The organism is Mycobacterium sp. UM_11, assembly GCF_001414075.1.
GTDB lineage: Bacteria > Actinomycetota > Actinomycetes > Mycobacteriales > Mycobacteriaceae > Mycobacterium.
Map to the genome: position 1 here is coordinate 1 of NZ_LATC01000308.1, position 203 is coordinate 203.

At 71.9% G+C, this 203-nt stretch carries 1 protein-coding gene; it reads right to left on the reverse strand.

From position 1 onward, the window contains the following. Positions 1-203: acyltransferase domain-containing protein (locus WU80_RS25160; protein ID WP_156349817.1), on the reverse strand; the 203-nt coding region annotated here is incomplete at both ends.

Sequence of the window (203 nt, forward strand, 5' to 3'; positions counted from 1 at the left end):
AGCTCGGTGCCGGTGGCGATCACCTCGTGCAGCGAAAACCCGGCCTGGGCCACGAAATCGGGGTCCAGCTCGGCCAGCGCGGCGGCGAAGGCGGGTTCCTCGGCCAACAGCTGGCGGCCCATGCCGGCCCACTGCGAACCGCGACCGGAATACACAAACACCGTGCCCGGCCCGACATTCTCGGCCGGGGCCACCACCCCCGG